At 24.5% G+C, this 2,933-nt stretch carries 4 protein-coding genes; all 4 read left to right on the plus strand.

The window, feature by feature from the left end; genetic code table 11:
- Nucleotides 1–359 precede the first annotated feature (359 nt).
- Nucleotides 360–1,325, plus strand: a complete 966-nt coding sequence (locus tag ACR0QS_RS12460) for a DUF4422 domain-containing protein (RefSeq protein WP_432633776.1) — start codon at nucleotides 360–362, stop codon at nucleotides 1,323–1,325.
- A 20-nt stretch (nucleotides 1,326–1,345) separates the two neighbouring features.
- The gene (locus ACR0QS_RS12465) at nucleotides 1,346–1,696 is read left to right on the plus strand and encodes a hypothetical protein (RefSeq protein WP_432633777.1); all 351 of its coding nucleotides are present in this window, start codon (nucleotides 1,346–1,348) and stop codon (nucleotides 1,694–1,696) included.
- Nucleotides 1,697–1,763: 67 nt separating this feature from the next.
- Complete coding sequence (locus ACR0QS_RS12470) at nucleotides 1,764–2,504, plus strand: hypothetical protein (protein ID WP_432633778.1); 741 nt, start codon at nucleotides 1,764–1,766, stop codon at nucleotides 2,502–2,504.
- A gap of 97 nt (nucleotides 2,505–2,601) precedes the next feature.
- On the plus strand, nucleotides 2,602–2,883 hold the full coding sequence (locus ACR0QS_RS12475; protein WP_432633779.1) for a hypothetical protein: 282 nt from the start codon (nucleotides 2,602–2,604) through the stop codon (nucleotides 2,881–2,883).
- Nucleotides 2,884–2,933: the final 50 nt, after the last annotated feature.

The raw sequence follows: 2,933 nt of genomic DNA on the forward strand, positions 1-2,933 counted from the left end.
GATAAATATAGCGATAAATATAAAATATTTTTTAAATTGGATGTAGATAGTAAGTTATATAAAGTTATAACATTAGATAATGAATTATCTTTTAATCCATATAAAAGTATAGAATGTAAACATAAAAATGCCGTTAAATATTTGCTAAAAGAAGAGCAGGATAAAATATAATAAATTCCTACGATGACGGAATATACAGAAGAACTAAAATATTTAGTTTTATAAAAATAACTAGGAAACCGTTAAGATTACAAATAAATACATTGCATCATAGATTAGATTATTTGGAAATGTTAAATAAAAAAATATATAAAAAACTTAAAAAGATTGAATTTAATATTAACAAAGGATTGATAAATATGTTAAAAATATTAGTCGCATATCATAAAAAAACTACATTATTTAAAAATGATATTTTTATTCCTATTCATTTGGGAAGAACTTTAAAAGAAAAAGAAACAAAAGACGGGAAAGTTTTAAGAGAAGAATATAATTGGCTTATTGAAAATATGATTGGAGACGATACGGGAGACAATATTTCGGATAAAAACAGAGAATACTGCGAACTAACGGGAATATATTGGGCGTGGAAAAATTACTATAAATTAGGAAATCCAGATTATATTGGTTTTATGCATTATAGAAGGCTTTTGGTATTTAACGAATACGAATATGATAAATATGAACAAACTAAAATAAATAAAGCCTATAGAGATATTTTTGACAATTTTAATAATGATAATTTACTTGATAAATACGGGCTTAATTTAGAAACTATAAATAAATATATTCAAAAATACGATTTAATTTTACCTTTACAAGCGGAATTAAAAATTGCTAATACAAATAGCTCCAGAGAAGACTATGCTAAAAATATCGAAGGCGTAAATGTGGAAGATTATGATAAAATGGTAGAATATATTTGCAAAAATTATCCCGAGTATAAAGATTATATTTTAGAACAAAGAGATAGTTCAAGAAGATATTTTTATCAAATGTTTATTATTAAAAAGAATTTATTTTTAGATTATTGCGATTTTTTATTTTCAGTATTGGATAAATTAGATAAAGTAATAGACACTTCAAATTATTCAATTAACGGCAAAAGAACTTTAGCATATTTGGGAGAAGCTTTATTCGACTTATATATGAGAAAATTAACAAATGAAGCTAATATTAAATATAAAGAATTAGGAATAGTAAAAATAGTTGAAGATATTGAAGAAGATAAAGAAAAGGAAAATATTTTTTTAGGAATTAAGAGAAGCAGGAAATATTTTATTATATATTTATTCGGATTTAGAATAGTTTTTAAAAAGAAATAATATTATTTAGGTATAAAAAAATGAATATAATTAATAAAACGGCTATAGTAATATTATCTTATGCGGATTTTGAATCGCTTGAAATATCTCTCGCTATGCATTCTAAATATAATAGTCATAATGCGGATATATTTATATTACAAAACGGAAGAGAAACTTACGACTGCGAAAGAACATATAGAGTTGCAAAAAGATATGAAAATCTATATCCAAAACAAATTAAAGTTGTCGATTGGATAAAACCTCAAAAGCCTTATTTTTCTATTAGAGAATTATTGAATAGCGAAGTAATGAGTAAATATGAATATATTTGCAAAGTAGACGATGATACATTTCCGTTAACGGTTAATTGGCTAAATAATTACGGTTAATTGGCTAAATAATTTATGTAAATGTTATGAAGAATCTTATTCTAAATACGGAGATAATTTAGGATATGTGACAGGTTTAGTAAATAATAATCCTTGGGGCTTCCCAAGAGTTTTAAAATTCATGAACTTGGAAGAGGAATATTTTAAAGAATATGCAAGAGTTCATTATGTCGGCATGGAAGATTATGACTACGGAAAAGATAATAATTTAAAACTCATAAATAATACCGAAATACAGGATTCTGGAGGAGGAACTGTTTGGAGAATACCGTATATTTCACGCTGGATACATGAAAAAACAACTTTAAACCATTTAGAATATATAAAAAGCACCACAAATAAAGGTTATGAAGAAATAGATAACGGCAAAAGATATTCTATTAATTGCCTTCTATTTATTAAAAAAGAATTTTGGAATAATATATATGATAAACGCGATAAGCATAATGAAGATGATGAACATAATTGTCTAATATATTGTTATAATAACGATAAAAAAATTATATCTGCCTTAAATGTTCCGTTAGTTCATTTATTCTTTTTCACTCAAAGAGAAGAGAATAAAGATTTGATACCAATTATAAGAGATTATTATTCAAAAGTTATCAATGCGCCTTATCCGATTGCAATTTGCGAAGATAAGCAACTTGAAAATGAAAATAGGTTAAGGCATTTGGAAAATGTTATTTGGCAAATAAATAATAGAACTATAAAAAGAAATATATGGGATTTTATTTTTTCTATATTGGAGGATGGGAAGCATAGAATAATTACTATTTTTGGAATTAAGATAACTTTGAAAAAATAAAAAATGTTGACAAATTAATTCTAATTTAATATTGACTTATTTGTAGAACTATAGTATATTATTTAAATAAATTAATAAATAGCAAAGGAGAATTAAAATGGCGATTTTTGTAAAAGTAAAAAATAAGAAAGGAACAGCTGATGATAAATTACCTATGGGTTGTAGTTCATGGAAAGATTATTGGGAAACTAATAATATAAAAAGTTGGCCATCAAAATGCTGTGTTGAAAATTGTAAAAATAAAGCGGAAGTCGGGGCGCATGTATATAAGACAGGAGAATCTGAAATAGTCTATATAATTCCTATGTGCAACGAACATAATAATTATAATAAAACAGAAGTGATATCTGTGGATAAAGACTATCTTTTAAAAAGATAATATTGTCATAATAAATAATTTTAAGTTATATATTAATTATAGCATTAATA

This window comes from Brachyspira sp. (assembly GCF_050873525.1).
Taxonomy (GTDB): Bacteria; Spirochaetota; Brachyspiria; order Brachyspirales; family Brachyspiraceae; genus Brachyspira.